Raw genomic sequence first — 26907 nt, 5'->3', positions numbered from 1 at the left:
ATTAATTCTCACTCTTTAACTTGCCCATGACTTTGCCATGGAAGCCATAAATTTCTCTTTTGCCACTAAATGCGACTAACTCAACCGTACGGCTTTGGCCTGGTTCAAAACGAACGGCCATACCCGCAGGGATATTTAAACGAAAGCCTAACGTCGCTTCCCGCTCAAATTTAAGGGCGTCGTTCACTTCATAAAAATGGTAATGAGAGCCAATCTGAATAGGGCGATCACCATGGTTAGCGACTTGGACGGTTTGGGTTTCTCGACCTGCATTGAGTACGATGTCACCTAAAGCTGAGTTAACTTTAATTTCACCGGGGATCATATTGCTACCTATACAATTGGGTCATGAATGGAAACAAGTTTAGTGCCGTCAGGGAATGTGCATTCCACTTGGACGTCTTTGATCATTTCGGGGACACCTTCCATGACTTGATCGGCGGTTAAGATGGTACGGCCTTCACTCATTAATTGTGCGACGGTTTTACCATCGCGAGCGCCTTCCATAATCTCACAACTGATCAACGCAACCGCTTCTGGATAGTTGAGTTTTAATCCACGATCTAAGCGCTTTTGCGCAACAAGCCCGGCGGTAAAAAGCAATAATTTATCTTTCTCTCTTGGTGTTAGTTCCATTTTTGCTCCTAAAAATAACGTTTAAGTTGCCCAAATTCGTGGTGGTTCAGGGCAATAACCTAGCCAGTGCTGCCTTGTTGCTTGCCAAATTTGCACAAAGCAAGCCATCATAGGTTCAGTTTGAGAACCTAATAACCGCAATACTAAAATGCCATCAACATCCGTTAAGCCATATTCGATAGGTTTATTCTTTGAAACGAAAAGCGGGTTTAAACTTTGATGAATAACTTCTTTCAATTCATCCGTTGCGGGGTATATATATAATGAACCGAGCATTGGATATTCATGCATTATCGCTAATTGGTTTTGTAGACCATTGATCCATAAGGATTCAGTTAGCGTTAGTTTGTTATCAATATAGAAATTTAGTCGCCCTCTGATATCGCCATCTTCAAACCACTCATTTAATACTGGTCGCCCTAGGCATTGCATTTCCCAACCAATAAACCTTGCCTGTAAACCAAGGTGAATATGGGTTTCTAGCCGAGCTTGGGCTTTCGGGAAAAAAATATTTTCCTGCGGTAACCATTCAAGAAAACCATCGTTGGCGACAGTTAGCGTCTGTACTTGACGCGCAACGCCACCAGCACTACGGTAAAATTTTGTCGCTCCAGGTGTTGTAAGTAGTGCATGAGCATTGGGTTGAACATCAATATTGATAAGTAGTTTATCCCCCCCGACGACACCTCCTGGGGGATGAAGTAAATACGTGTGTGCAATCCCTTGCTCGGGATAGAATGGCCGCTGTACCATTAAAGGGCCGATATGTTGTTTATCCGTTAAACGGGTTATTCCACGTTTTAATTCATATCGTAAAAAAATTTCAGCTAACCAGCCTGATCCTGAAAAATCAGACATACTTTCTCCTGCAAATCAGCCAACTAAAAATACGCGAACATGTTTAGCTATACCCCTAATCTCAAGGATTGGTGTATATGAAGTATATACTCGTGATACTGCAAGCCTGAGCGTCGTTAACGAGGTACTTTTGCCCTTGTCACACACTTAAGTATGCGACGAAAAGCCTGTTCGCTTGTCATCTAGCTACAACTTGGATCATTAAGAATATAAGCTAATGCAAGTAGGGTAGGGTGTGAATAAACGCCAGAAAAGTGATTCTTTAAACCGGAGTAGATTCATCTGCCGCGCGATTTTACACCTTATAGTGAAAATTACCTTTCAATTAAATAGCAATTTATTTAGAAAAAGTAACAAGCATAAAAATAACAGTAAAAAATGAACGTATATCTATATTGCGATTTTTCAGCAACAGGACTATATTCTGAGCCGCAAGCAGGTAGGGTATGTGTACAATCAATTTATGGCGTTTTACTGTTCATCAAAAATGTTATGTTCTGACTTATTCAATCGCTCCTTTTTCTAGGGATATTTTTCACATGTTGACTGCAGTGTATTGAGATTATGGAATACAAGTATTTTCTTTCAGAGAGCCAAATGGTGCTAAAAGCGTTTTATATTGAAAGCGCGATGATTGCCATGCTGTGTGGCGCGAAAGGGAATGTGGTGATCAATGGGCAATCTATTGATATTTCATCGGATATCACATTAATTATGCCTAAATACAGCCAAGTTTCTTGTAATATTGTTTGTAACACTGTGAATCAACCGATTGAAATTCATACTCTATCGATGACAGAGTTTGAGTTACAAGCCGTTTTTTTATTACTGATCACCTTGATGAAGTCTAGTGCACCGTTGACGAGCCATCAGCCAATTTACCATGTTTCACCCCCTGAAACTGTCAGAGATAACTTTAGTTTATTAAAACAATGCTTACCATTGAAAAAACAAAGTGAATCTCAAGAAGCGCTGTTGATGAAGCAAAGCCTATATTTTATTTTAATGGCGATATATCAAGAGGGTGTTGATATCCTTACTATTTTTCGTTTCAATTATGATGAACCGAAAAACCAAGCAATTACCCATTTGATCACCCAAGAACCCCAGAAGAAATGGAGTTTGGATGATGTTGCAAAGGCGTTATTTACAACCCCTTCAACTTTACGCCGTCATTTAAACCGTGAAGGTGTGTCATTTCGCCAATTATTATTAGATGTTCGAATGGGGATGGCTCTTAATTATTTAACGTTTTCGAATTACTCTGTATATCAAATTAGCCATCGTTGCGGGTTTGGTAGTAATGCCTATTTTTGTGATGTATTTAAGAGAAAATATAATATGACGCCTTCTCAATTTCGTTTGCAATCAAGGCAATCTAATGACCCAGCTTTTATTACTACCTTATTGTCGAGTTCAAATCCTATTGAATTTGATAAAGAAATTGAAGAATAGCCATTACCGAATTTATTCGGCATAGCCAAGGTGTGTTACCGTTTTAATAAGTTTTTCATTAAATTCGAAGTTCTCTTGATATAGAACGTAGAAAATAATGGCTTTAAATTTAATATGACTCACTACACACAGTGAATATCTCACCAATAGCAATAATTAATGAAATAAAGCTCATTAATTGTATGAAATAAAAAATAAAACCAGTCTATAGAGGGATGTATGATTAAAAATATCATTGCAGCAATGTGCCTTATGGGGCTAAGCCTGCAAGTCCAAGCCGCAGAACCTATTCACTCGCAAACCTTACGTTTAGCAATCGGTGCTGAACCCACAGAAGGTTTTGACCCAATGTTGGGGTGGAGTCACGGTAGCTACCTCTTACTGCATAGCCCGTTATTAAAACAAAAAGCAGACCTTTCATGGCATAGCTATATGCTTGAAAGCTATCAACATAATGCTGATGGTAAACAATGGACGCTAAAACTAAAAAAAGATTTAAAATTTTCTGATGGCTCACCGTTAACAGCTAAAGATGTGGTATTTACCTATAATAATGCGGCGGCAAGTGGGGGTAAGGTGGATATGGGGAATTTTGCTCAAGCAGAAGAAATTGACCCATTAACCGTCAAAATTACCTTATCTTCTCCCCAAAGCACTTTTGTTAACGTCCTCGGTTCATTAGGGATTGTTTGTGCCGATAAATATGATGCGAAAACCTATGCTCATAACCCAATTGGGGCAGGTCCTTATCGCTTGGTTGCGTTCCAACCGGGTCAGCAGTTGATTGTTGAACGAAACCCATACTATGCGGGGCCAAAAAATGATTTTGGCAAAATGGTATTTGTGTTCCTTGATGAAGATGCTGCGTTTGCTGCTGCACAAAGTAATCAATTAGACATTGTCCGTATTCCTGCTGCGGTTGCTACGAATGCGAATAACGTAAAAAACATGAAACTGATTGAGCGCTATAGTGTGGAAAATAGGGGGATTTCCTTCCCAATTCCACCAGGAGGTGAAAAAGATGCCCAAGGTAACCCTATAGGTAACGATATTACGTCAGATATCGCAATTCGTAGGGCTATAAACTATGCCCTTGATCGTAAATTATTAGCAGAGTCTGTACTTGAAGGGTTTGCTGTGCCGGCTTATACCGGTGTTGCGGGTTTACCTTGGAATAACCCAGACTCAGCATTTAAAGACGGTGATTTAGCAAAGGCTAAGTCGATTCTAGAAGCCGCAGGTTGGTCACTAAATAAAGATGGCTTAAGAGAAAAAGACGGTAAGGTTGCTAAATTGACTTTATGGTATGCCAGTGGCGATACCACACGCCGTGATTTAGCGCAGGCTATTCGTTCAAGTTTGAAACCACTCGGTATTGAAATGGATTTAAAATCAGGTAGCTGGGAAACTGTTGAACGTTATATGCACGCTAACCCGACTTTATTTGGGTGGGGGAGTTTAGACCCTATGGAATTGGTGCATAATTACAGCAGTAAAGCGGCGGGTGTTGGGTTTTATAACCCAGGTTATTATAAAAACAGCGCAGTTGATGAGCTGATTGAAGACGCGCTTCGTCAACCTGACCAAACAGCCGCTATCCCTCTTTGGCAAAAAGTTGACTGGAATGGCACGACAGGAGTGGGGGTTAAAGGGGACGCAGCTTGGGCTTGGTTAATGAATCTACAACATATTTACTTGCTGAATAATTGTGTGGATTTAGGCGCGAGTGCACCCGAAATTCACGGTTCTTGGTCAGTATTAAATAACGTTGATGAATGGGCATGGACTTGCCAGTAATGCGAACCACACTTGGGCTTTTATTGCGGTTTATTTGTTTGTTAACCGTCACTGCAGCGGGGATTTTTATCCTACTGAGTTACTCGCCTATTGACCCAATAAAAGCCTATATTGGCAATGATTTGATGCATGTCCCCCCTGAACAATATGCGTTAATTGCAGCTCGTTGGGGGCTAGATCAACCATTATGGCTGCAATTTTGGCGCTGGTTTTCGCAAATGTTACAAGGGGATATGGGGTATTCCATGCTTTATAATACCCCTGTTGTCCAAGTGATATCAGACCGCCTTGTGCCTTCCCTTGCCCTTCTAATTTGTGCTTGGCTTTTTTCTGGGGTTGTGGGTTTTGCTTTAGGGGTTATTGCAGGGCGTTATTTAAACCGTTGGCCTGATAAGCTGATTTCAACCTTATGTTACTTGCTTGCGTCACTACCTGTTTTTTGGGTTGGTCTTTTATTACTTTCTTTATTTGCGGTTTCACTACAATGGGCGCCAATTTGTTGTGCATGGCCGATAGGGTTGGATGAACAAACTGCCACTTTTACACAGAAGCTTCATCACCTAGTTTTACCTGTTATTGCTTTGGGTATGCTAGGCATTGGTAACATAGCTCTACATACGCGTGCGAAAGTTGTTGAAGTATTGAATAGTGAGTTTATTCATTATGCACAGGCACAGGGTGATAAAGGTTGGTCAATGATCTGCTTTCATGTGTTAAAACATGCGATTACCCCAGCAATTTGTTTACAGTTCGCTTCCGTAGGGGAGTTACTTAGCGGAGCACTATTAGCAGAAAAAGTCTTTGCTTATCCAGGGCTTGGTCAGGCAACCATCGACGCTGGGTTACGGGGGGATATCCCCTTGCTGATGGGGATAGTTATGTTATGTGCAGCACTGATTTTCTTTAGTAACACGATTGCTGATGTACTGCTAAAAAAGGTGAATAAGGGAGTGATGAGAACCTCATGACATATAACCCAAATCGTGCTTTGTTTAAGTTGGTCATTTCTTTGCTTTTATTGTCTATTTTGGCTATTTACGCTTTTGGGTTTTCCATCAATGATGTTGAAATGAGCTTACTCGATAGGCGGCAAGCACCTTCTTGGCAACATGTCTTTGGAACGGATAATTTAGGGCGTGATTTATTCGAGAGAACTTTTCAAGGTGTTGCTACAAGCTTGCAAATTGGTTTGATTGCCGCTTTTTCAAGTGGGTTAATTGCTGTGGTGATGGCAGGTTTATCCTCTTTAAATAAAACAATGGATTACGCTGTCCGAGGCATAATTGATGCCTTACTTGCTTTGCCTCATTTACTCCTATTGGTATTAATTTGTTTTACATTAGGTGGCGGTAAAATGGGGGTGATTTGGGCGGTGGCTCTGACACATTGGCCAAAACTGACGCTAATTTTACGTGCTGAATTGCAGCGTGTAAGCCAATCAGACTACATTATGCTCTCTCAACGTATTGGTAACAGCGCTATTTACCGCTGGCGTTATCACTATTTACCTATGATTTTACCTCAGTGGATAGTTGGGACTCTACTGATGTTTCCTCATGCGGTGTTGCACAGTGCGGCATTGAGCTTTTTAGGGTTTGGTTTATCCCCCCACGAGCCTTCTCTTGGCATTTTACTTTCTGATGCACTGCGTTATTTGAGCACTGGAGCATGGTGGTTGGTGGTATTCCCTGGTGTTGCTTTAATGGGGTTGGTACTGTTATTTGACCAGTTCGCTAAAGCCGTGCAGCAGTTATGGTTAAAGGGGGTTGCATGTTGAGTTTAGACAATTTAACGATTGATGTGGCTCAATTCCGTTGGTTAGGGCGTAAGCGCTGGTCACCTTTATTAAAAGGCATTTCATTAGATATTCAACCGGGTGAAATGGTAGCACTGGTTGGTGGGAGTGGGGAAGGGAAAAGCCTGTTATTGCAAAGTGTTTTAGGGTTACTCCCTGAAAATATGCGTTGTCGTGGCGATATTAATCTTAATGGCAAACGGCTAACAGAAAAAAATAAGCCACAACATCGTGGGAGTTCCTTATGTTATATACCTCAGGGGGTGAGTGCCCTTAACCCGTTGATCAGAATTGGCCCTCAGTTAGAGCGTGCAGCTATACTCAGTGGGCAGCATATTAAAATGCATGATGTGGCTCGCCATCTACAGAAATATAACTTACAAAGCTCGTTAGTCGGCCATTATCCAAGCCAATTATCAGGCGGAATGGCAAAGCGAGTGTTAGCGAGCAGCGCCACGCTATCTTGTGCGGAATATATTTTAGCTGATGAAATTTCATCGTGGCTGGATGATGAACATGCTGTTCAACTTCTTGAAAATATACAAACGCTTTGTCACGATGGGCGAGGTGTTTTATGGGTCACTCATGATCTCTCCATGGCAGTACGTTTTGCAGACCGCATTGCACTATTGCGCAATGGGGAGATGGAAGAAGTATTGAGTAGCCAAAAATTAAAGCAAGGTGGTGGTGGCAAGTGGTTGCAATCACTATGGAATGCACTACCTGAACACCAATTTATGGCAATGAAATGAGTGTAATTGAAAGCGTTTTAGATGTTAAAAACTTATGTATTGAGCAAGGTAACCAAGTATTATGGGATAACTTTAGCTTTTCACTTGGCCATCATGAACGCCTTGGGATTTCAGCGCCAAGTGGTTTTGGAAAAACGACATTAGGGCGGGTATTAGCGAAGTGGCAAAAGCCAACCCAAGGGCATATTCTATTTGAAGGCAAGCCATTAAATAACCAGGGGTATTGCCCAATCCAGCTAGTTCCTCAACACCCTGAAAAAAGTTTTAATCCTTACCGTACTGTCGGTGCCAGTTTATATGATGCATGGCGACCAGAAGCTGATTGGTTAGCACAATTTTCAATAAAGCCCGAATGGCTAGACAGGCGGCCAAACGAGCTTTCTGGTGGGGAGCTTGCTCGGATTGCACTATTACGTGCTTTAGACCCTCGAACTAAAATTTTAATCGCAGATGAAATAACGGCTCAATTAGATGCCAATTTACAAAAACAGATTTGGCAGCGTTTAATCACATTATCGCAAGAGCGCCCATTAGCTATGATTATTTTTAGCCATAACAGAGCGCTATTAGAGAAAGTTTGCTGCCGTGTCATCACATTAGGTCAATTATCAAAATGATGGGTTAATTGGCCCCAGTGATTTGGCTAAGCTTATCAATTTCTGCTAATAAATCATCTACATTAGGGCGATAACCGATCCCATAATCAACCCCCTCGGTATATGTCGACTTTTTGATAATTTCTCGCATTCCCCACGCAGATAAAACGATTTCATTTTGTTTGGCGTAGTCTTGGATTAATGCAAGGGCGCCAGAACACAAAGGTGTTGCACTTGAGGTCCCTGAGTAATCTTTTGAATAATTACGATTATTACCGGGTAATTTCTGCAATGAGCTATACCCCGTGGTGGTGACACTCCAGTCTCCCCATGAATTTATCAATGAGGTTTTTTGGTTGTAGTTTGAGAAATAAGCGCGTGTCCCCGAAAGATGATTACAAGCGCCCACTAACATGCTGCCGCTATCCCCATAGTCAGCCATCACGCCCGGTAAATTTAAGTCTAAACCACCGTTACCAGCAGCAAGGATTACAACTGCTCCTTTATCAACCATGATTTTAATGCGTTCCCACCAACTTCGAATGGCTGTTGCCGGAAGCAATTTCTCATTAATTTTAAATTGTATATCTAGGCTAACAATGTCTCCGGGGGCGACGTGTTTAGTTAATATATCGAGGTCTCCAGTATCGTAAAAGTAGTATTGGCAATCATAGGCGATCCCCGTCACACCGAATGCATTATTGGTGGCGACAATACAACCTGTTGATGCAGTTCCATGGTTGCAGTCTTCAGTTTCAGGGCGGCTATAGACTACTGTTATTTTTGAATCTTTTAGATCTTCATGGTTTTTATATACGCCAAAATCTAAATGTCGAACTACCGCTTTTGAACCATTGACATGTTTATTCCATGCGTTGCGAATATTCATGCCTTTTGGGGCATCTAAATAAGTTTGTAAGTGATTAAAATTTGGTGTTATGTCATCAACATTATCTACCTGCTCGGTATTTTCTGGGGGATTCTGATTAAATGGTAACTGCGGAGGTGTATATAACGCCGTATTTGGGGTAACACAACAATATTCAACATATTCAAAAGTTTCAATTAGATTAGCAAGTTGTAATAGGCTCTCAAAATCAGTTTCCTTGTCATAAGTTACATAATCATATTGGCTGATGGGCTGGCTATTAGTTGAATTAACTGGGGCTATATTAATAGGTATTAAGTCTATTAACAATTTAGTTTCAAGTAAAGTATACTTGCCTTTTAGTACTTTGATATCTAACTTATAATTATTTACCCCCGCTACTTTTTGATTAATTGTTTTTGTCTTTACTGGGTTGTTATATTCCTTAACCTGAGTTTGAATACTGTTTATATTGAAAGTGATCGCTTTTGAATTAAGTTTTTGCTTACTTTCACTTAGCGTTTCATATGTAACCTCAGCATGGTAATCTCCTGATTTATCTATATTAAATAGGTGGTGATTTTCTTTGGTAATTATAGAGTCTATTTTATTTTTATTTAAAAATAAACCAACCTCAACATTAGTTTCTTCTGTATTATTAAAATTAACTAAAATCCCACTTAAATTAAAGTCTATATATTTATAAATTTTTATACTCATCGTATCTCTTTATATTAATAGTTATTGGTTGTTCATTGAATTGGTATTCTATTTAAGGTTTGTTTTTTACTTGTTGCAATATTAATAATTTACTAGTTATTAATGAAAAAAAATTCACAATATTAATTATGCTTTATTTATTTTTATTTTTGACAAATGTCATAGGGATATCTTCCTCCTTCAATTATTTTACCCATCACAAATGAAAATGATAACCATTACTATTTATGGGGTGAATATATGCCTTATCCATTAAAACAGCATAAATTAACGTACTATATTGCTTTAACCTTCAGTATCAGCACGTTAGCGACTACTAAAGTGGTGGCTGCTCAGCAACCGACAAAACCAGAGGTAATAATTGTCAATTCTTCTACGCAGCACAGCCGCTTAACCCCAAGCGAACAGCAAGAGAAAGAGAAACTTGAAAAAGTTGCTGGGGGAACAAACCTCGTGATGATAGAGAAAGACTCCCGCCTTGCCACATTACAGGATGCGCTTGATTACCAGCCAGGGTTAGTTATTCAAAATTTTTTCGGTGGGATTGATCAGCCAAGACTAAATATCCGGGGGTCTGGGGTACAGAGTGCTCCTCTTGCTCGCGGTGTTTTATTATTACAAGACGGCTTACCAGCAACTGATGCAGATGGTAGTTTCCATATTAGTACACTAGAAATGCGGGATGCACGCATGGTCAGTGTACGTCGAGGAGCAAATAGCCTTAACCCTCAAAGTAATAGCCTTGGGGGGGAACTAGATGTTCTGTCTTATACCGGAAGAAATGAACAAGGTCGTTTACGCTATGAGTACGGCTCTCATGGGCGCGAAGCGCTACAAACGGCTTTTGGTGGTGTATCTGATAATGGGTTATTTGATGGGCGTGTTAATTTTACCTATGACCATTTTGATGGTTATCGTAAACATTCCTCCTCTCAACGAAAAACATTACGTAGTAATTTTGGTTATATTACTGATAATTTTGAGAATAGAACGTGGTTAAATTGGACGGACTTACGTTTTGATGTTGCTGGGCCTGTTTCTGAAGAAGTACTAAACGATAACCCTACCGAGGTCTACCCGATGGTATGGCTACGTGATCCGCATCGTAATGTTGAACAATTTCGGGTTGCTAACCGTTCCGATTGGCAGGTAGGTAACCAAGCCATAGGGGCAGGGCTATGGCATATTCGTACTCATGATAACTTCACTACGCCTGCATATTACCGTTTTAGCCGTAGTCACAGTGAAGGTTTACAGCTAACGTATAATATTGAAACTGAGCCTGTTACCTATCGCACGGCATTAGCGTGGGATCAAATGACGCTGCAAACAGAACTGATGCAAAATCGAAAAGGTACGCCAGCGGATAAGAAAAAAATAGGTAAATATGACGGACGTGCGCAAAATATCTATGGTAGTGTTGGTGTCGATATCCATATTACACCAGCCGTGACAGTGAATTTAGATATGAAAGGGACACATGCACGTCGTGATGTTGAAAAGCGGCAAAGCCATCTTTCACTTGATCAAAACTGGACATTTTGGACACCAAAGGCCGGTATTGTTTGGCGTCCAACGGAAAGTCAGCGCTATTTTGCGAATATTAGTGCTAGCGAAGAGCCTGCGACGTTCTGGGAGATTATCAACTCGGGTAATGGAAAGCTAACCAAACTTTCGCCACAAAAAGCGGTTACTTATGAGATTGGTGGTGAGGGCGATATAACAGAAGCCTTGAAGTGGAACCTTGCGCTATATCGTAGCCAAATTAAGGATGAATATATAACAACCTATGACAGTGCAGGGACGGTTGTGGGGGTATTCAACTATGCAGCTAAAACACGTCATCAAGGTTTAGAAGCCGGCTTGGCTGGGCGCATTGGAGTAGGCCCTGGCGATTTTAATTACCGAGTTTCTTGGACTTACAATGATTTTCGTTTTATGGGGGGAGAATATAATGGCAATTATATCGCAGGTATCCCCCGTAATATCATTGCTGCCGAGGTTTTGTATGAGATAGGCGATTGGAGCGTAGGCCCGAATATCCATTGGGCGCCTACGGATATGGCAGTTGATCATCAAAACAATCTTGATATTCAAAAACGCAAGCACTATGCGATATTGGGGCTCAAAGGGAGCTATAAACCAACCGAACAATGGTCCCTTTACTTATCAATGGATAATTTGACGGATGAACGCTATGCAACAACATCAGTTGCTAACCAAACGGTAACAGCGAGAGACAGCACATTATTCCCCGGAATGGGCTTTAATGTGAATGGTGGAGTGACCTTTAATTTCTGATAATTAATAAACGCATTAGCGCAAGTTAATGCGTTTTCCTTAAAATGGGCGCTGCGCAGAAATAGATAACTGTGTCAGGTAATTTTCGTTATAAATGTGCACCGTATCTTTTTCGATACCAATAAACCCTTTTTGACGCCAGCCAGAGACTAAACGGCTCAGTGTTTCATAACGTATTCCTAATTTTGCTGCTAATTGCCCTCGAGATAATGGCAGAACAATATTTAGGCTTAATTGTTTGTGTTTTAAATCAATAAGATAAGCGGCAAGTCTTTGCTCTGCTGAGCTGGAAGTCAGCCAATCAATATGATTGATATTTTCATAAAGCTTACTGCTAAAACGCATGAGTAACTTTTCCATGATGTGTGGGCATGCATGGCAAAGGCGCAGAATATCACGTTTATCTAGTAATAAAGCTTCCCCATCAGTTTTGGCTCGTAAGCTCATAGGGTAACGGTTGTGAGGCATAAACACGGCAGCAATTGCGACGATTTCCCCGACATCAAACAAACCAAAAACTTTCTCTTCGCCTAAATAGGTGTGCCGATATACCTCTATTTGGCCACTGATCATCAAAGGGCAATGTTTGAATGGTTCCCCTTCGTGGTTAATTATTTCACTACTTTTAAACCGTATATAGCCACAATTTTCCAGCAATAAAGATAATTTTTCATCTTCAACTGATTGAAATAAAGAACATATTTTTAGCGAGTCTAAAGATTGTGTATGGGGGAAAATATTTTTGACAAATGTCATAGGTCTTCCTCTTTTGCCGCCTTAGAATAGTCAGAGTATAAATGATAATCATACACATTATCAATTAAGATATTGGCGGGGAATTGAATAACCTTATGATAAATAATGCTTTTAGAATAGTGACAGTCTTCGTAACTTTTTTGGGGATGCTAAGCCCAGCCACTTCCCAATCAATTGATTTTACCGATATGTCAGGTGATAAAGTTCATTTATCTGCCCCTGCAAAACGTATTGTGGTGATCCCGATCCCTGCCGCTTCGATGCTAGTGGGGATGGACGAAAGTAGTGAGAAGCTGGTGGGGATGCACCCGTTTGCGAAGGTCGCCGCACGAGAGGGCATGCTGGGTCAAATGTTTTCACCGGTCTTACAGGTGAACTCTAATGTGGTGGGGAATAGTTTTACACCAAATATTGAGGCATTGTTGAATGTTGAACCAGATTTAGTATGGCAATGGGGGCATCGAGGGGATGACATTATTTCACCAATGCGAAATGCAGGGTTGACGGTTGCTACACTTGATTATGGGCAAGAAAGTTATACCCAAGAATGGGTCCGCCTAATGGGGCAAACGTTAGGCCATAATGAAAAAGCGCAAAAGATGATCGAGTGGCGCCAACACGTCATCGCATTGCTTTCCTCAACCACCGCCAAAATTCCAGAATCCGAACAGCCTCGCGTTTTATATCTATCTCATTTTAAGCAGAGTATTCAAACCTTTGGCTCAACTTCACATAATAATGCAGATTTTGCTTTAGCAGGTGGTGTGAGTTTAAACCGCGACCTCACTGGGCCAAGAACCTTAAATATAGAGCAAATCTTAGTTTGGAACCCAGATATCATTTTATTGGGCAATTTTGAAGAGGGTTTATCCCCCGAGGATGTGTATCAAAATCCGATGCTAAGCGAAGTGACTGCGGTGAAAAACCAACGAGTCTATAAATTACCGATTGGTGGGTTCATTTGGGATGCGCCTAACCAAGAAACGCCTTTGTATTGGCAGTGGCTAGCAATGATCTTCCATCCAGAAACCGTAAAAGTACCAATACGAGAGGAAATTCGTCAACGTTATCAGCAACTTTACGGTTATAACGTTTCAGAGCAACAAATCGATGGTATTTTGCAAATGGGAATGAACAAAAAAAGCCTGCACTACCTTTCTTTGATGGGGAAACCTGATGCGTAATTCGCAAATTCTGTGGGGTGGCTTAGTTATTTGTTTATTACTCACTTTTTTATTGGCGCTGAGTTGTGGGCGTTATCCTGTTTCGTTTTCTGCTGTTTTTCATATTTTCTATGACACCATTTTAGGCAATGACACTGGTTTAGCATACAGTCGCACGGAACAGAATGTGGTATTAAATGTCCGTTTACCTCGGGTTTTGATTGCGGGGGTCGCAGGAGCAGGTCTTGCTGTGGCAGGGGCTGCGCTACAAGGTATTTTCCGCAACCCATTAGTTGGCCCGCAAATTATCGGGGTGTCATCGGGTGCGGCGTTAGGTGGTGCCTTAGCTATCTTGCTGTTTTCTTCATTATTTATAACTATTTCCTTTGCTTTTGTGGGGGGGTATTGGCGATTGTATTGGTTTTCTTGTTAGGGTTGAATCGCCAAGGTAGCCAGTTATTAATGTTGATTTTAGCTGGTGTGATTATTAACGCTTTTTTTGCTGCTTTGATCTCATTAATTACGTATTTTGCCGACCCAAATAATACCTTACAAACAATTGTTTTTTGGCTAATGGGCAGCTTTGCTAGCGCGTCCTATTTAAAACTATCCATCATCTTTCCAGTAGTTCTAGTTGCTGTTCTGGTCATTTTTGCTCTTCGTTTTCGCATCAATGTGTTGTCTCTTGGTGAGGAAAATGCACAGGCTTTGGGGATGAAAATTAACCGTACACGCTGGGCGGTTTTACTTTGTGTAGCCTTGATCACCAGTGCAACCGTTGCGGTATCTGGAACGATTGGTTGGGTAGGCCTAATTGTTCCACATATTGCTCGGATTGTGGTAGGGCATGATCATCGTATCTTACTTCCGGCGAGTGCAGTGATTGGTGGGGTATATATGGTTGGTGTTGATACCTTCGCTCGAAGTATTACCAATGCGGAGATCCCGCTCAGTGTGATCACTGCATTAATTGGAGCCCCTATTTTTGCCTTACTTATTCACACGCTAAATAAAAGGGTGGCTGACTTATGATCGATGTTGAACAGCTCAATTTCACGATAGGTCAACGCCAACTATTTACTGATTTAAGCTTTAAACAGCCAAAAGGCAGTATTGGTGCAATTTTGGGGCCAAATGGCCGCGGGAAAACCACGTTATTGAGGTTATTACTCAGTTTACAACAAGGTGCGACAGGGAAAGTACGGATAAATGCTCCTGTTGCTTATGTGCCACAACTTAGTAGTTCATTATTTCATTATTCAGTGCGGACTATGGTGAGTCTTGGGCGCATTCGCCACTTACCTTGGTATTCCTCGCCCAGCAAAAAAGACCATCAGATAGTTGAGCAATGTTTAACCTATTTAGAATTGAATCACTTTGCTGATCAACCGTTTAACCGCCTTAGTGGGGGCGAGAAACAAATGGTGATGATTGCTAGAGCGTTAGCTAGTGAGCCAGAAATTCTCATTCTTGATGAGCCTACATCGGCTTTAGACCTAGCAAATCAAGACAATGTGCTTAGCGTATTGCGTGATTTAGCCGCGCACCGAGGAATGACCATCTTATTTACCAGCCATTACCCTCAGCATGCCCTGCATATTGCCGACCATTCCTTACTACTGTTTAACAATGGCAGTTTTTTATTTGGCGGTTCTCAAACCATTCTAACGGAAGAAAACCTCGCAAAGCTTTACCAATTACCGGTGGCTATAACGGCTATTAATGATCAAGGTCGACAGACACATGGGGTCATTCCGTTATTTAGGTGATTATTTTCGAAGATAAATAAAATTATTAAATTGAGGAATATAAAACAATGAGTGATAACACAATAACTCCATCAGAAGCGCTTACCATCAGCACATTAATTAATTATACAGAACAGGGGATTGCCAGTCGTGTTCTGGCTAAAAATACTGGGGGCAATATGACCTTGTTTGCTTTTGATAAAGGCCAAGCACTTTCAGAACATAGCGCTCCCTTTGATGCCATCGTCATGGTTGTGGAAGGAAGTTTATTATTAACCATAGAAGGGAAGCCTGTCACCGCAAAGCCGGGGGAAATTGTCAGAATGCCAGCAAATATTCCCCATGCAGTTGATGCACCTGAGCCTGCAAAAATGTTACTGGTAATGCTACGCGAACCTAATACTGATTGTACACATTAACTTAGAGGCGATTATGGATAAATCATTTACAGCTCATGAGGCTGGACATAAATTTTTAGCTCGCCTAGGGAAAAAACGCTTGCGGCCCGGCGGGAAAATAGCAACTGAATGGCTACTTAGTCAGTCTGGCTTACATGCAGAAAGCCACGTCCTTGAAATTGCCTGTAATATGGGGACAACTGCTATTGAAATTGCTTCACAATTTCGTTGCCACATCACTGGTATTGATATGGACAAACAAGCTTTGGCACAAGCTAAAAAAAATGTTGCGGATCATGGTTTAACTGATTTGATTACCATTCAAATGGCAGATGCCTCAAAATTACCATTTGCAGATAACAGCTTCGATGTGGTGATTAATGAGGCAATGCTAACGATGTATGGTGATAAAGCAAAAACAAAGCTATTACAAGAATACTATCGTGTATTAAAGCCGGGGGGCCGTTTATTAACCCATGATATTGCTTTGAAAGATGAACAGGATGTCCAGCAAGTAGCAGCTCAAATGCAGCAAGTTATTCATGTTAAAGCGCAACCTTTGCCACAAACTCAGTGGGTTAACTTATTCAAACAAACAGGCTTTCAAAATGTGACGTCGATAACGGGGCCAATGACATTATTGTCTCCGAAGGGGCTAATCTATGATGAAGGGCTATTAGGGGCGATGAAAATTATTAAAAATGCGTTAAAAAAAGAAAACCGCCCACAATTTTTGCAGATGTTCCGCCATTTTCGTCGAAACCGTGGAAAGTTAAACTACGTTGCCGTGGTTAGCATGAAATAATTAAAAGGAGCCGTTAAGCGCAAGGATGCGTGATTAACCCCTTCCGTCATCATTCTCTCTCTTATTAAGTATTGGTAATGATAATAATACTTATATACATCTTTATTATTAGTTATAATTGATGATAGTTTTTATACAAAATAATAAGCAATGATTTAATCATGCTTTGTGAATTGTTTGTAAATTGATCACGCTGACTTTTATGACCACATTTAAAGGCCTAATTTAATGAAAATAAAACACCTTTTCATTCTTTCACCATGTTTACTCCCTTTCGTTTCCCCCTCAGTATTCGCCGCCGATAAAAAAGAAGAACAAATTACGGTATCTGCAACTCGTGGTTATAAGGCTGTTTCCGAAATGGCACAAACCACTTGGGTGATTGATAATGCTGAAATTGAGCAACAAGCGGAGGGCGGGAAGGAGTTAAAAGATATTTTAGCTCAGTTAATCCCTGGGATGAGTGTTAGTGGCCAAGGTCGTACGAATTATGGTATGAACATGCGTGGTCGTTCGATGATTGTCATGGTAGATGGCGTGCGTTTAAACTCTTCTCGTAGTGATAGCCGCCAACTAGACTCTATCGACCCTTTTAATATCAATCATATTGAAGTGATCTCTGGCGCTACTGCGATGTACGGCGGTGGTAGCAGCGGTGGTTTGATTAATATTGTCACGAAAAAAGGCCAAGAAGAAAAACAAGTTTCTCTTCAGTTAGGTGGAAAAACAGGCTTTAACAATGGCAAAGATCATGATGAAAATGTTGCAGCGGCTGTCAGCGGTGGTAATGAAAACGCTCATGGACGTGTTGCTGTAGCTTATCAACGTTATGGTGGTTGGTATGATGGAAAAGGGAATGCGATCAATATCGATAATACGCAAACAGGTCTGCAATTTTCTGACCGTCTAGATATCATGGCATCAGGTACGATTAATGTGGATGAAAAACAGCAGATTCAAGCTGTATATCAACATTATAAAAGTGAGTCTGATGGTAAACATGGCCTATATTTAGGGAAAGATTTTTCTGCGGTAAAAGGGCAAAGTGATGCCTACAATAGCGGTAAATTAAATTCTGACCGTTTACCGGGTACTGAGCGTAACTTACTTAATTTGCAATATTCAAATGCAGATGTATTCGGGCAAGATTTTGTAGCGCAAGTTTATTATCGTGATGAATCACAAAAGTTTTATCCATTCCCAACCCTCAAAGGGAAAGAGGTGACAAGCATTAGTTCATCCGACCAGCAAACCAATTTCTATGGAACTAAGCTGACATTTAATAGCCAACCAATGGATGAGCTAACGTTAACTTATGGTGTGGATGCAGAACATGAGCAATTCCGTGCCAATCAAATGTTCTTTGATTTAGACAAAGCCAAAGAATCGGGGGGAATGGATTTAACCAAAGCTTTCCAAATTGGCCGATATCCGAGTTATACCACCACGAACATGGCGACATTTTTACAAAGCAGCTATGACATTTCGCCAATGTTTACATTAAGCGGTGGCGTGCGTTACCAATATACTGAAAATAAAGTGGATGATTTTATTGGTTATTCACAGCAAGAAGCTATTGCGAATGGTAACGGTAAATCCGCAGATACGGTTCCGGGCGGGAAAACGGATTATAACAACTTACTGTTTAATGCGGGGGTTTTAGTTAACCTAACGGAAGAGCAACAAACATGGTTTAACTTCTCACAAGGTTTTGAAATTCCTGATATTGCTAAATATTATGGTACAGGTACCTATTCATCTACTCCAGATGCAAATGGCCATTGGAATTTAAAGAATAGTGTGAATATTAATGATACCAAAGTTAAAGGTATCAAGGTTAACTCCTTTGAGTTAGGTTGGCGCTATACCGGTGAAAACTTACGCACGCAAATAGCCACCTATTATTCCCTATCTGATAGAAGCTATGGTATCAATAAAGATGATATGACCATCTATATGAAGACCGATAAACGTCGTATTTATGGGGTAGAAGGTGCCGTTGATTACTTCTTTGATGATTCAGATTGGAGTGTAGGAAGCAACTTCAATCTACAAAAATCAGAATCGAAAGTTAATGGTAGTTGGGAAAAATGGAGTGTTGATTTTGCTAGCCCATCTAAGGTTAACGCTTACGTTGGCTGGGAGCCAAATGACTGGGCATTACGTTTACAAAGCCAGCAGACATTTAACTTAACGGATGCAGCAGGCAAAAAATTAGATGGTTATAATACCGTTGATTTATTAGGAAGTTATATGTTGCCAGTCGGTAAGGTCAGCTTTGCTGTAGAGAACTTACTCGACAAAAATTACTCTACAATTTGGGGGCAGCGTGCTCAAGGATTGTATAGCCCTAAATACGGAGCTCCGAACCTTTATGATTATAAAGGTCGCGGTAGAACCTTTGCGCTTAATTATAGCGTGACATTTTAAATGATTGACATAAAGCCACTTTAGAGTGGCTTTATGCTTATAGAATGATGCAGATTTAAGGTAAAGAGATATCCTATGAAATTATTTCTGGCAGGGTTATTGTGCTTATTTAGCGTTTGGGTACAGGCTAAAACGCCAACGCTGATCACCGATCTACAAGGCCGAGAGGTGATGGTAAATCTTCCGGTTGAAAAATTATTTCTAGTTGATGGTCGCGATATTTTGCCAATTGATATTGCTGGTGGTAAGGAGGGCATTTCACGTATTTCGGGGTGGAGTGATTCATTAACACAATATGCGCCAGACTTAAAACAAGCTTATTTTGCGGCGGTTCCTGAGCTCGAAAATATCCCAACATTGAAAAAAACACGAGAAGCGGGCATCCAAATTGAGAAATTAATAGAACTCGCGCCTGAAGTCGTGATTATGCATAAGGCTAATTATGGGTCGATGCGTGATAGCCAATTCTTACCACAATTAGAAGCCGCGGGTATTAAGGTTATTTTTATTGATTTTCGAATGGATATTGCGAAAAACACCCCGAAAAGTATCTTATTATTAGGGCAATTGTTAGGTACGCAAGAAAGAGCAGAGCAGTTTGCAACGTTGTACCAAGAAAAATTAAAGGCGATAGAGTCTCAGTTGGTTCAGCCGTTTCCTTCCGTGTTAATTGAAGCGAATGCAGGGCTATTTGCAGATAACTGCTGTCAGCTATATGGTCGTTCAGGCTATGGCGTTTTGGCATCGTTAGCGGGGGGAAATAACCTCGTTGCTGATAGCTTTCCAGCTAAAGGGGCAGAAAGTTCCATTGAGAATATTATTACATTAAACCCTGATTTTTATCTCTTAACAGGGGCGGATTGGCATAATTTTAACCGCCGTTCAATTGCAGTCAGCTTAGGATACCGCGCAAATAAATCTGATGCACAAAAGCAATTGGCGGTATTAGTCGATAGGCAAGGCATCTCCTCATTAACATCGGTAAAAGAAAAACGGGTGATGGCGATTTACCACAACTTTTACAATAACCCAATGAATATATTTGCTATTGAAGCAATGGCAAAATTTATGCACCCTGAGATATTTACTAAGTTAAACCCAGAGCAGAACTTAACGGATTTTCAAAAGCAGTTTACTCAATTGCGCTCGGAAGGCGTTTTCTGGGTTACATTATAACTTATCATCACATCTGACTTTTTGTTAGCAAGGATAGCTAACAAAAAGTTTGGTCATTTTTTATCATTATAAAATCAAGTGACATACCTCTAAGCCTTGTTATATCGGGCTCCTTCATTGTTTTATAAAATGCTATGATGATTGTTATTATGATAGTAGCAAAATTTTTGTTAGCTATAATCAAGATATAGATCACAAATTGTTCAAATCTTGATTGAGTCTCCTTCATGATCTAACTAATATTTAGTTAGGCTTAAAATAAGTTTGGTAAAAAATGAAAATAATTCAAGATAATTTTGAAATGTTATTAGCTGTAATGAAAGGCATTGCTGGCCAATTTGGAGAGAACTGTGAGGTGGTGTTACATGACCATAGCAAAGGTTTAGAAAGTAGTATCGTGGCTATTATTAACGGTCATGTGACAAAAAGAAAGGTTGGTGATCCAAGTAGTAATTTAGGGCTTGAAGTGTTACGTGGTACAGATGTCGATGGCGATAAATATAATTATTTTACCCAAACTAAAGATGGGAAAATGCTGCGCTCAACCTCTATTTATTTACGGGATGAAAACGGTAAAGTGTCAGGCGCACTTTGTATCAATCAAGATATTTCAGAATTTATTGCAGCAGAAAAGGCGATTCAAGGTATTACACAACGCAATAATATTGAGCAAGATACAGTTAAAGAAGTTTTTGTCACTGATGTAAATGAAATCTTAGATCATCTTATTCAAGAATGTATGCAAGTTATTAAAGTGCCCGTCATTAATATGGCTAAAAAAGAAAAAATGGATGCCATTAAATTTTTCGATGACCGTGGGGCTTTTTTAATTAAAAAAGCAGGTGAGAAAATCTGTGAGTTTTTAAATATTTCCAAATATACCCTTTATACCTATTTAGCGGAATTAAAAGGGGATGACAATAATGAAGATTAAGAGAGGTTTTTATGCCAATAACGCCTTATGTTGCATTAGACTTACAGCAACTTGAAAAAAATGTCAGGGGCATGACAGGCAGGTTAACTCAGCAGGGAATTGAACATTGGCCACATATTAAGACACATAAATCGGTGGAGTTGGCTAAATTCGAAATCGAATGTGGCGCAAAAGGGATTACTTGCGCGACATTACAGGAAGCTACTGTAATGGCACAAGGGGGGATTAATCATATTCTCCTAGCCTATCCTATGATTGGTGAACAAAAATGCCAACAATTTGTCGCATTGGCTAAACAAGTTAACTTAAGGACGATTGTTGATAGTTTGCAAGGGGCTAAGCAATTATCAACGGCAGCAGTGAATGAAAACCAAATAATTGAAATATATATTGCAGTTGATTATGGCGCTCACCGAGAAGGTATTCAATTAGACGATTTAGAGCAATTTGCTCTTAATGTGCAAGAGCTACCTAACTTAAAAATTATTGGTGTATTTACTTATGCAGGGACAATATACCAATATCGAACTGAACCTGAAATACGTAAAGCAGCTAAAGCAGAAGCCGATCTTTTATTATCTTGCCAGCAACGTTTAGCGAATATTGGCATTAAGGTACAACGTACATCAGGAGGCTCAACACTTTCATCCTTTTATGCAGATGAATTAAAGGGTATTACGGAGTCCCGTGCGGGCAATTTTATTTTTGGGGATATGAATGCAATCTATGGTGGTATTTATACGCCAATAGATTGTGCCTTAACGATTAGAACGACAGTGGTAAGTATTCCAATTGCTGGGTATGCGACTGTGGATGCAGGGACTAAAACATTAACATCAGACCAATCTGCTGAATCAGGATTTGGTTATATTGTTGAAGAACCAAATATCAAACTGGTTAAGTTAAATGAAGAACATGGTTATCTCCGTTATGATCCTGAAAAAATAAAACTAAATATTGGTGATGTATTAAATATTATTCCCAACCATAGCTGTGTTATTCCGAATTTAACTAATAAAATATACGCATTAAATAATAATGAAATAGACCATATCATTATACCAGACGCACGATATTAATTATCGGAGAATAAAATGTATAAATTAAATAAACAGCAACAAAATGAGTTGCTAGAGCTTCTTTGTGCCTTAATTCGGCATAAATCAGAAAATCCTCCAGGGGAGGAGCAACAAGTTGCTGAATATATATATCGTTATTTTAAAAAAGAAAATATTGATGTTGAAATGCAAGAGGTTGCTTCAGGTCGACCAAATGTGATTGCTTATTTAAAAGGAACAGGGAAAGGAAAACATCTTTTATTTAATGGGCATATTGATGTGGTTCCTTGCGGTTGTGGTTGGAGTACTGAACCTTTTGACCCAGTGATTAAAGATGGAAAAGTATTTGGTCGTGGTGCTGCAGATATGAAATCAGGGGTTGCCGCTATGATGTATGCGGCGACGTTATTAAAGCGTAATCAAGATACATTTTCAGGGGATTTAACATTAGTTTTTAACGTTGATGAAGAACGAATTAATCTGGGAATGTTGCACTATATTAAAGATGGAATCAGTGCTGATTATGCCATTATTGGTGAGCCTACTTCCCTTGATGTTTGTATTGCACACAAAGGGGTAAGCCGTTATAACCTGAGTACAAAAGGAACAGCAGGGCATGCAGCAAAAACCCGTTACCCAGATAGTGCAATATCCAAAATGGCAAAAATATTACCGGCATTAGAGCTGCATCGTTCTTCTGTTGAAGAAATAGAGCATCAATTATTAGGCAATGCTTCCATGATTATTACCACTATTAATGGTGGTACAGCTCCAAATATTGTTCCTCAACATTGTGATATTGAAATTGATAGGCGTTTAGTTCCTGGGGAAGATAAACAAGATATTGAGCAAAAAATTCACCAGGTAATAGCTGAATATAACCAAGGCGAAGAAATTGAATATCACTTAGATAATTACTTATTTATTCCTGCTTCAGATATTCCTGTTGGCCATGAACTTACTCAGGTGGCCTTAGAAACAGTAAGCCGTTTTACTGAGAAAACATCACAACCTCAGATATTTGAAGCAACATGTGAAGCGCCTTTTTTCTCTGTTACTAGCAAAATCCCAACATTAATTATGGGGCCCGGGGGTTAGCTCAAGCGCATGTGAAGGATGAGTTTGTTGAAATAAGTGAGTTATACCTCGCAGCAGAAATTTATTATGACATGGCAAATACATTGCTAAATAAATAGGAATAACCAATGAATATTGAAAAAAAATTAGAAGAAAAGGGAATTAAATTAGCTACACCAGGGGCTCCTAAATTTTCATATGTTTCAATTAAGCAATATGGTGATTTACTTTATACATCAGGGCATGATTGCCAAAAAGATGGTGAATTACTCTATACAGGAACACTAGGAAAGGAGCTTTCGGTAGAAGAAGGAAAGGAAGCGGCTAAACAATGTATTATCAATATACTTTCGACACTTAAAGCTTATTTAGGTGATCTAGATAAAATTGATGAGTGCATTAAATTACTCGGGTTTGTACAAAGTACAGATGACTTTAAAAACCAGCCACAAGTTATGAATGGGGCTTCAGATTTTTTAATTGAAATACTTGGAGAAAAAGGAAAGCACGCGCGTTCAGCTATAGGTACTAACACACTGCCTTTTAATACACCGGTGGAAATAGAACTAATAGTAAAATTAAAATCATAAGTAATAGATAAAAAATTAAAGATTATTAATAAAATAAAGCTGCGGAGTGAATATTATTCCGCAGGGTCCTGTTACGTCTTAAAGGTACTTAACTATGTCACTACACGCGAGTAAAAGACTAAAGCGCTGGCAGTTCATTGCGCTCACATTCTTGCTGATAGCAGGTATTATTAATTTTTTAGATAGGGCATCACTTTCAATTGCTAACTCAACCATAAGTAAAGAATTAGGGTTTAGTGCGACACAAATGGGGTTGTTATTATCTGTATTCTCATTTGGTTATGCTTTATGCCAATTACCTATTGGTATGGTTATGGAGCGCTTTGGCGTTAAAAAGATTTATGGCTTTGGGCTATTTTTATGGTCATTAGCTCAAACAGTAACAGGGTTATTATCTTCATTTACTCATTTAATTATCGCCCGAGTTATTTTAGGAATTGGTGAGGCTCCTCACTTACCGACAGGCGTTAAAGTTGTTAATGATTGGTATAACATCCGTGAGCGAGGTTTACCTATGGGGATTGTTAATATGTCCTCAACATTGGCTCAAGCATTAGCACCACCATTATTAATTGCGTTAATGTTAGCATTTGGCTGGCGTACGATGTTTATCATTATTGGTATTAGCGGTATTATTCTTTCAATTCTATGGTTTATTTTCTATCGTAATCGTGAACAATTAGAACTAACAGACGATGAATTAGCATATTTAAATGATGGAGCACCGCCGTCATCCACTAATAAAGTCTCTTTTAAGGAATGGGCATCATTATTTAAACAGCGTTCTTTATGGGGCATGATTATTGGGTTTAATGGTGTTGGCTATATGGTCTGGTTATACCTAACATGGTTGCCAGCGTACCTTGAGAATTCTCGTGGTTTAAGTTTAGAGAAAACTGGGTGGGTAGCTGCCATACCATTTTTATTTGGTGCGTTGGGAATGTTAATTAATGGCGTTGTTGCAGATTATGTTGTGAAACGTGGCGCAGATAAAATGAAAAGTCGTAAATGGATGATCTGCTTAGGGTTATTATTTGCGGCAATCTTTACATTGCCAGCGGCTTATACAGACAGCACATTCTCTGCAGTTGCTTGTATTAGTATGGCATTGTTTTCTATTCACTTTGCAGGGACTTCTGCTTGGGGACTGATTTTAGTTTCAGTTCCTTCTCGCTTAATCACCTCTGTAAGCGGCATTCAAAACTTCGGTGGTTTTATTGGGGGGTCATTTGCTCCGATTATTACCGGTATTATTATTGACCAAACCCATTCATTCACTTTAGCGCTTGTGGTTTGTGCAACTGTCGCATTTCTTGCTTCATTAGTTTATTTCTTCTTTGTAAACGAACCTATTAAAGACCCCGCGGAAATGGAGGTAAAAACAGCATAATGCAATATTATAGCCACTTTTTATAAGTGGCTTTTTTTATAAAAAATAAATCTTATACAGATGCTCTAATTAAGATTTACCTTCGTGATTATTTGTTTTTATTATTTATTGTTTGAATTTTCAATCCAGTATTATTTTAACTATCAAAATTAGAATATGTAATTTTCATAAATAATATGCTAATAATACCTTGCCACATAATTCTGTGTTTTAAATTTTTTAAAGGAGTTCAAAATGAGAAAGGTTATTATATCTAGCGTATTATTTGCAGTGTCTACAATTTCATTTAACTCAATGGCTGCAGACAACAATACAGTTACACCTGAAAATATGACTTGTCAGCAATTTATTAATTTAGACCCTCAAAGCTGGGCACCTGTTGCGTTATGGGTAACAAACCAAGAAACGCAATTTAAAGGTGGAGATTATGTTGCGTTAACAGAGCAAAGTGTTGCTGAAGTCCCTCAAATTGTTGACTTTTGTAAGAAAAAACCGGAAGGCACTCTGCAAGATTATTTAGCATCTAAGAAATAAAGCAAACTATTATGCCATGGAGGGCATAATAGTTATTACCAACCAGAAAAATGAGTTTTGATACTGTGGTAGATTAGAAACTATATTTTCGAAATATCGAATCAATCTTTATACTTTTATTTATTTACGGCTAATTTATCGGCTAAAAAATCGATAAATGCCCGTGTCTTAGCAGGTAAAACAAAAGTATTTGGATAAAGTAATTGAATATTTTGTTTCGGTAAGCGGTATTCGGGTAATACATGGACTAAACGACCATGCTGTAAGTCATCATCAACCATCCAAGCAGGGCATATTGCGATACCTAAAGAAGCTAACACCATATGGTGAATAACAGCTGCAGAATTAGACTCATACTGATTTTTAATTAAAGGTAAGTAATATTTTTCATTTTTTGAATTCTGTAAAAAATATTGAGGATCTTGCCAGTTTAATAATGCATGGTTAATCCATGGAACATTGGCTAAATCCGTAAGTTGTTTGATCGGGTATTTTTTTAGAAATTCAGAGGTGGCGACTAAGAAAATCTCATATTCACCTAATTTTTTCATTTTAAGGGATGAGTTTTTTAAATTACCTAATCGAATGGATAAATCGAGTTTTTCTGTGATGAGGTCGTCTAAGGATGAGTTAAATGAATATTGTAACCTTAGTTTAGGATAAAGGCGGCAAAACTCAGGGAGTAGCGGTAAAATAAAACGTTGGCCAAATTCACTCGTTGATGAAAAACGCAATAGACCCGCAATATTAGTGCCTAAATTTTGGCTTCTTTCGAAAGCTTCATCTATTTGGCTTTGAATACGTTTAAAGTCGTCATAAAAATGTTTTCCCACCTCTGTTAATGCAATATTTCGTGTATTTCGTGTTAACAAGCTGACATTAAGCTGAGCTTCTAATTGCTTGATATCGACACTAACCATAGAACGGCTTAGCCCTAAAATATCTGCGGCTTTAGTGAATGAACCGGAATCAACCACTTGTAGAAAGCTAATAATCTGCTTGAAATTTTTTTGCATAATAGAGTCGATTGTTTGTTTTTATTAAACAATGATTTTACTTCCTTTGCATCG

General features: G+C 39.4%; 25 protein-coding genes and 1 pseudogene. 20 read left to right on the top strand and 6 right to left on the bottom strand.

Features of this window, described 5'->3' with window-relative positions; translation table 11 throughout:
• Nucleotide 1 precedes the first annotated feature (1 nt).
• The 3 genes from RB151_RS18150 to RB151_RS18140 are packed head-to-tail and all read right to left on the bottom strand — an operon-like array spanning nucleotide 2 to nucleotide 1494.
• Nucleotides 2-325: an urease subunit beta gene (locus RB151_RS18150; protein ID WP_042846109.1), complete on the bottom strand. Its 324-nt coding sequence runs from the start codon at nucleotides 323-325 to the stop codon at nucleotides 2-4.
• Nucleotides 326-333: 8 nt separating this feature from the next.
• Complete coding sequence (locus tag RB151_RS18145; RefSeq protein WP_042846107.1) at nucleotides 334-636, bottom strand: urease subunit gamma; 303 nt, start codon at nucleotides 634-636, stop codon at nucleotides 334-336.
• Nucleotides 637-657: 21 nt separating this feature from the next.
• A complete protein-coding gene (locus RB151_RS18140) occupies nucleotides 658-1494 on the bottom strand; it encodes an urease accessory protein UreD (protein WP_042846104.1) in 837 nt (278 codons plus the stop codon).
• Between the two features lie 564 nt (nucleotides 1495-2058).
• Between RB151_RS18140 and RB151_RS18135 the strand changes: the two genes are divergently transcribed.
• The 6 genes from RB151_RS18135 to RB151_RS18110 all read left to right on the top strand — a co-directional run bounded on the left by RB151_RS18135 (nucleotide 2059) and on the right by RB151_RS18110 (nucleotide 7910).
• A complete protein-coding gene (locus RB151_RS18135; RefSeq protein WP_042846103.1) occupies nucleotides 2059-2949 on the top strand; it encodes a helix-turn-helix transcriptional regulator in 891 nt (296 codons plus the stop codon).
• 219 nt (nucleotides 2950-3168) lie between these two features.
• Nucleotides 3169-4746, top strand: coding sequence for an ABC transporter substrate-binding protein (locus RB151_RS18130; protein WP_071548593.1), 1578 nt, complete (start codon nucleotides 3169-3171; stop codon nucleotides 4744-4746).
• Nucleotides 4731-5714 carry an ABC transporter permease gene (locus RB151_RS18125; RefSeq protein WP_410054833.1) on the top strand — a complete coding sequence of 328 codons (984 nt, stop codon included), beginning with the start codon at nucleotides 4731-4733 and terminating at the stop codon, nucleotides 5712-5714. Before RB151_RS18130 ends, RB151_RS18125 begins: the two co-directional genes overlap by 16 nt.
• Nucleotides 5711-6523 carry an ABC transporter permease gene (locus tag RB151_RS18120; RefSeq protein WP_042846098.1) on the top strand — a complete coding sequence of 271 codons (813 nt, stop codon included), beginning with the start codon at nucleotides 5711-5713 and terminating at the stop codon, nucleotides 6521-6523. Before RB151_RS18125 ends, RB151_RS18120 begins: the two co-directional genes overlap by 4 nt.
• Nucleotides 6517-7293, top strand: a complete 777-nt coding sequence (locus tag RB151_RS18115) for an ATP-binding cassette domain-containing protein (protein ID WP_042846095.1) — start codon at nucleotides 6517-6519, stop codon at nucleotides 7291-7293. Before RB151_RS18120 ends, RB151_RS18115 begins: the two co-directional genes overlap by 7 nt.
• On the top strand, nucleotides 7290-7910 hold the full coding sequence (locus RB151_RS18110; RefSeq protein ID WP_048606227.1) for an ATP-binding cassette domain-containing protein: 621 nt from the start codon (nucleotides 7290-7292) through the stop codon (nucleotides 7908-7910). Before RB151_RS18115 ends, RB151_RS18110 begins: the two co-directional genes overlap by 4 nt.
• Nucleotides 7911-7914: 4 nt before the next feature.
• On the opposite strand, the gene RB151_RS18105 is transcribed toward RB151_RS18110, so the two are convergent.
• Nucleotides 7915-9477, bottom strand: coding sequence for a S8 family serine peptidase (locus RB151_RS18105; protein WP_071548592.1), 1563 nt, complete (start codon nucleotides 9475-9477; stop codon nucleotides 7915-7917).
• Nucleotides 9478-9717: 240 nt separating this feature from the next.
• Between RB151_RS18105 and RB151_RS18100 the strand changes: the two genes are divergently transcribed.
• On the top strand, nucleotides 9718-11778 hold the full coding sequence (locus tag RB151_RS18100; RefSeq protein ID WP_071548591.1) for a TonB-dependent receptor family protein: 2061 nt from the start codon (nucleotides 9718-9720) through the stop codon (nucleotides 11776-11778).
• Nucleotides 11779-11817: 39 nt separating this feature from the next.
• Here RB151_RS18100 and RB151_RS18095 read toward each other — a convergent pair whose 3' ends face one another.
• The gene (locus RB151_RS18095) at nucleotides 11818-12534 is read right to left on the bottom strand and encodes a Crp/Fnr family transcriptional regulator (protein WP_071548590.1); all 717 of its coding nucleotides are present in this window, start codon (nucleotides 12532-12534) and stop codon (nucleotides 11818-11820) included.
• Between the two features lie 95 nt (nucleotides 12535-12629).
• Between RB151_RS18095 and RB151_RS18090 the strand changes: the two genes are divergently transcribed.
• The 13 genes and pseudogenes from RB151_RS18090 to RB151_RS18025 all read left to right on the top strand — a co-directional run bounded on the left by RB151_RS18090 (nucleotide 12630) and on the right by RB151_RS18025 (nucleotide 25837).
• Nucleotides 12630-13718, top strand: a complete 1089-nt coding sequence (locus RB151_RS18090) for an ABC transporter substrate-binding protein (protein ID WP_071548589.1) — start codon at nucleotides 12630-12632, stop codon at nucleotides 13716-13718.
• A pseudogene (locus RB151_RS18085) lies at nucleotides 13711-14729 on the top strand (FecCD family ABC transporter permease). The gene RB151_RS18090 and the pseudogene RB151_RS18085 overlap by 8 nt, the downstream one beginning before the upstream one ends.
• A complete protein-coding gene (locus RB151_RS18080) occupies nucleotides 14726-15466 on the top strand; it encodes an ABC transporter ATP-binding protein (RefSeq protein WP_042846084.1) in 741 nt (246 codons plus the stop codon). Before RB151_RS18085 ends, RB151_RS18080 begins: the two are co-directional and overlap by 4 nt.
• 47 nt (nucleotides 15467-15513) lie before the next feature.
• On the top strand, nucleotides 15514-15864 hold the full coding sequence (locus RB151_RS18075) for a cupin domain-containing protein (RefSeq protein WP_042846082.1): 351 nt from the start codon (nucleotides 15514-15516) through the stop codon (nucleotides 15862-15864).
• Nucleotides 15865-15877: 13 nt separating this feature from the next.
• Nucleotides 15878-16648 carry a class I SAM-dependent methyltransferase gene (locus RB151_RS18070; protein ID WP_048606233.1) on the top strand — a complete coding sequence of 257 codons (771 nt, stop codon included), beginning with the start codon at nucleotides 15878-15880 and terminating at the stop codon, nucleotides 16646-16648.
• A gap of 228 nt (nucleotides 16649-16876) precedes the next feature.
• Entirely contained in the window at nucleotides 16877-19078 is a 2202-nt protein-coding gene (locus RB151_RS18065) for a TonB-dependent siderophore receptor (RefSeq protein ID WP_071548588.1), read from the top strand.
• 75 nt (nucleotides 19079-19153) lie between these two features.
• Entirely contained in the window at nucleotides 19154-20254 is a 1101-nt protein-coding gene (locus tag RB151_RS18060; RefSeq protein WP_071548587.1) for an ABC transporter substrate-binding protein, read from the top strand.
• A gap of 274 nt (nucleotides 20255-20528) precedes the next feature.
• A complete protein-coding gene (locus RB151_RS18050; protein ID WP_042846073.1) occupies nucleotides 20529-21188 on the top strand; it encodes a helix-turn-helix transcriptional regulator in 660 nt (219 codons plus the stop codon).
• An 11-nt stretch (nucleotides 21189-21199) separates the two neighbouring features.
• A complete protein-coding gene (locus RB151_RS18045) occupies nucleotides 21200-22267 on the top strand; it encodes an alanine racemase (protein WP_071548586.1) in 1068 nt (355 codons plus the stop codon).
• A gap of 15 nt (nucleotides 22268-22282) precedes the next feature.
• Complete coding sequence (locus RB151_RS18040; protein ID WP_237071485.1) at nucleotides 22283-23344, top strand: M20 family metallopeptidase; 1062 nt, start codon at nucleotides 22283-22285, stop codon at nucleotides 23342-23344.
• A 107-nt stretch (nucleotides 23345-23451) separates the two neighbouring features.
• On the top strand, nucleotides 23452-23913 hold the full coding sequence (locus tag RB151_RS18035) for a RidA family protein (protein ID WP_042846070.1): 462 nt from the start codon (nucleotides 23452-23454) through the stop codon (nucleotides 23911-23913).
• A 94-nt stretch (nucleotides 23914-24007) separates the two neighbouring features.
• The gene (locus RB151_RS18030; protein WP_071548585.1) at nucleotides 24008-25303 is read left to right on the top strand and encodes an MFS transporter; all 1296 of its coding nucleotides are present in this window, start codon (nucleotides 24008-24010) and stop codon (nucleotides 25301-25303) included.
• A 234-nt stretch (nucleotides 25304-25537) separates the two neighbouring features.
• Nucleotides 25538-25837, top strand: a complete 300-nt coding sequence (locus tag RB151_RS18025; RefSeq protein WP_071548584.1) for an HdeA/HdeB family chaperone — start codon at nucleotides 25538-25540, stop codon at nucleotides 25835-25837.
• A 116-nt stretch (nucleotides 25838-25953) separates the two neighbouring features.
• Here the strand turns inward: RB151_RS18025 and RB151_RS18020 are convergent, their stop codons facing one another.
• Nucleotides 25954-26853, bottom strand: coding sequence for a LysR family transcriptional regulator (locus RB151_RS18020; protein ID WP_048606242.1), 900 nt, complete (start codon nucleotides 26851-26853; stop codon nucleotides 25954-25956).
• Nucleotides 26854-26907: the final 54 nt, after the last annotated feature.

The sequence above is a fragment of the Providencia rettgeri genome, from assembly GCF_001874625.1.
Classification (GTDB): Bacteria; Pseudomonadota; Gammaproteobacteria; order Enterobacterales; family Enterobacteriaceae; genus Providencia; species Providencia huashanensis.
The sequence above is the reverse complement of the archived record's forward strand: the minus strand, read 5'-3'. Positions and strand labels throughout refer to the sequence as shown.

What these genes read in the sequence shown, in the direction of transcription:
- RB151_RS18115 (WP_042846095.1), top strand. Translation starts at nt 6,517, where the DNA reads ATGTTGAGTTTAGACAATTTAACGATTGATGTGGCTCAATTCCGTTGG.
- RB151_RS18020 (WP_048606242.1), bottom strand. Translation starts at nt 26,853, where the DNA reads ATGCAAAAAAATTTCAAGCAGATTATTAGCTTTCTACAAGTGGTTGAT.
- RB151_RS18050 (WP_042846073.1), top strand. Translation starts at nt 20,529, where the DNA reads ATGAAAATAATTCAAGATAATTTTGAAATGTTATTAGCTGTAATGAAA.
- RB151_RS18120 (WP_042846098.1), top strand. Translation starts at nt 5,711, where the DNA reads ATGACATATAACCCAAATCGTGCTTTGTTTAAGTTGGTCATTTCTTTG.
- RB151_RS18080 (WP_042846084.1), top strand. Translation starts at nt 14,726, where the DNA reads ATGATCGATGTTGAACAGCTCAATTTCACGATAGGTCAACGCCAACTA.
- RB151_RS18135 (WP_042846103.1), top strand. Translation starts at nt 2,059, where the DNA reads ATGGAATACAAGTATTTTCTTTCAGAGAGCCAAATGGTGCTAAAAGCG.
- RB151_RS18125 (WP_410054833.1), top strand. Translation starts at nt 4,731, where the DNA reads ATGGACTTGCCAGTAATGCGAACCACACTTGGGCTTTTATTGCGGTTT.
- RB151_RS18030 (WP_071548585.1), top strand. Translation starts at nt 24,008, where the DNA reads ATGTCACTACACGCGAGTAAAAGACTAAAGCGCTGGCAGTTCATTGCG.
- RB151_RS18140 (WP_042846104.1), bottom strand. Translation starts at nt 1,494, where the DNA reads ATGTCTGATTTTTCAGGATCAGGCTGGTTAGCTGAAATTTTTTTACGA.
- RB151_RS18035 (WP_042846070.1), top strand. Translation starts at nt 23,452, where the DNA reads ATGAATATTGAAAAAAAATTAGAAGAAAAGGGAATTAAATTAGCTACA.
- RB151_RS18075 (WP_042846082.1), top strand. Translation starts at nt 15,514, where the DNA reads ATGAGTGATAACACAATAACTCCATCAGAAGCGCTTACCATCAGCACA.
- RB151_RS18110 (WP_048606227.1), top strand. Translation starts at nt 7,290, where the DNA reads ATGAGTGTAATTGAAAGCGTTTTAGATGTTAAAAACTTATGTATTGAG.
- RB151_RS18095 (WP_071548590.1), bottom strand. Translation starts at nt 12,534, where the DNA reads ATGACATTTGTCAAAAATATTTTCCCCCATACACAATCTTTAGACTCG.
- RB151_RS18105 (WP_071548592.1), bottom strand. Translation starts at nt 9,477, where the DNA reads ATGAGTATAAAAATTTATAAATATATAGACTTTAATTTAAGTGGGATT.
- RB151_RS18065 (WP_071548588.1), top strand. Translation starts at nt 16,877, where the DNA reads ATGAAAATAAAACACCTTTTCATTCTTTCACCATGTTTACTCCCTTTC.
- RB151_RS18150 (WP_042846109.1), bottom strand. Translation starts at nt 325, where the DNA reads ATGATCCCCGGTGAAATTAAAGTTAACTCAGCTTTAGGTGACATCGTA.
- RB151_RS18045 (WP_071548586.1), top strand. Translation starts at nt 21,200, where the DNA reads ATGCCAATAACGCCTTATGTTGCATTAGACTTACAGCAACTTGAAAAA.
- RB151_RS18130 (WP_071548593.1), top strand. Translation starts at nt 3,169, where the DNA reads ATGATTAAAAATATCATTGCAGCAATGTGCCTTATGGGGCTAAGCCTG.
- RB151_RS18070 (WP_048606233.1), top strand. Translation starts at nt 15,878, where the DNA reads ATGGATAAATCATTTACAGCTCATGAGGCTGGACATAAATTTTTAGCT.
- RB151_RS18100 (WP_071548591.1), top strand. Translation starts at nt 9,718, where the DNA reads ATGCCTTATCCATTAAAACAGCATAAATTAACGTACTATATTGCTTTA.
- RB151_RS18145 (WP_042846107.1), bottom strand. Translation starts at nt 636, where the DNA reads ATGGAACTAACACCAAGAGAGAAAGATAAATTATTGCTTTTTACCGCC.
- RB151_RS18040 (WP_237071485.1), top strand. Translation starts at nt 22,283, where the DNA reads ATGTATAAATTAAATAAACAGCAACAAAATGAGTTGCTAGAGCTTCTT.
- RB151_RS18090 (WP_071548589.1), top strand. Translation starts at nt 12,630, where the DNA reads ATGATAAATAATGCTTTTAGAATAGTGACAGTCTTCGTAACTTTTTTG.
- RB151_RS18025 (WP_071548584.1), top strand. Translation starts at nt 25,538, where the DNA reads ATGAGAAAGGTTATTATATCTAGCGTATTATTTGCAGTGTCTACAATT.
- RB151_RS18060 (WP_071548587.1), top strand. Translation starts at nt 19,154, where the DNA reads ATGAAATTATTTCTGGCAGGGTTATTGTGCTTATTTAGCGTTTGGGTA.